The organism is Oleiphilus sp. HI0079, assembly GCF_001635105.1.
The window spans coordinates 1-778 of sequence record NZ_LWFT01000276.1; the positions used below are offsets into that span (position 1 = coordinate 1).

A 778-nucleotide genomic window follows, 5' to 3' on the forward strand; every position below is an offset into this window, starting at 1 on the left:
AAGGTGTTACAGACGCTAACGCTGCTGTTCAAACTATCGCTGGTAAGCAAGGTTACGGTGACGGTGACCTACTTATCCACGTATCGTTTAAAGATGCATGGCAGAAAGCTGCTCCAGGCGGTCTAGCTGTTCTTATGTCTACTGATTCTGCTGGTCCAAACGCTGGTTCTGCTTCTGCACTAGGTGATCTTACTTACGCAGGCGTTCTTGCTTCTGGTCTTAAGTCTGTCGACTTTAACTTCAGCATCGACGCTATCGGTCTTGCTGATTCAACGTTCGCTGCTGGCGATTCAATCGGCGACAGCTTCACTGGTCACACTGCAAACGGTATCGACCCAGATGGCGACGCTGGCACTACAGTATTGATCTCTGATCTTTCTATCAACGGTTACCTTGGCCCAGTCGATATTCATATCGAAAACAACGGTAACGGTTTCGGTTCTGGTACTGCTACTCCAACAATTGGCGCTGCAGACTCTAAGATCAACTGGAACACTTACGTTAACGTAACTGACCTTGATGTTTACCTAGACATCGCTGGTGTTCAGATCACTGATTTGAAAATCAACAACGTACGTGGTGACGTTACTGATCTAGATGGTAACTTCTCTTTCGGTTTCGCACAGTCTAACCGTCAAATCTTCGCAGTACGTAACACTGCTGGTTTTGATGCGGCAGGCCTAGCGGCTGCAGCTGGTGGAGCGGCTTACGCTAACCCAGTAGCAATGGCTAACGACCTTGGTCTAGACGGCGTAGCGATCAACACTACCTTTAAAGG

At 48.3% G+C, this 778-nt stretch carries 1 protein-coding gene; it reads left to right on the forward strand.

Features of this window, described 5'->3' with window-relative positions; translation table 11 throughout:
• Positions 1–134: 134 nt before the first annotated feature.
• Positions 135–778 (forward strand): hypothetical protein (locus A3750_RS25815; RefSeq protein ID WP_231871702.1); only part of this gene is annotated, 644 nt, incomplete at its 3' end.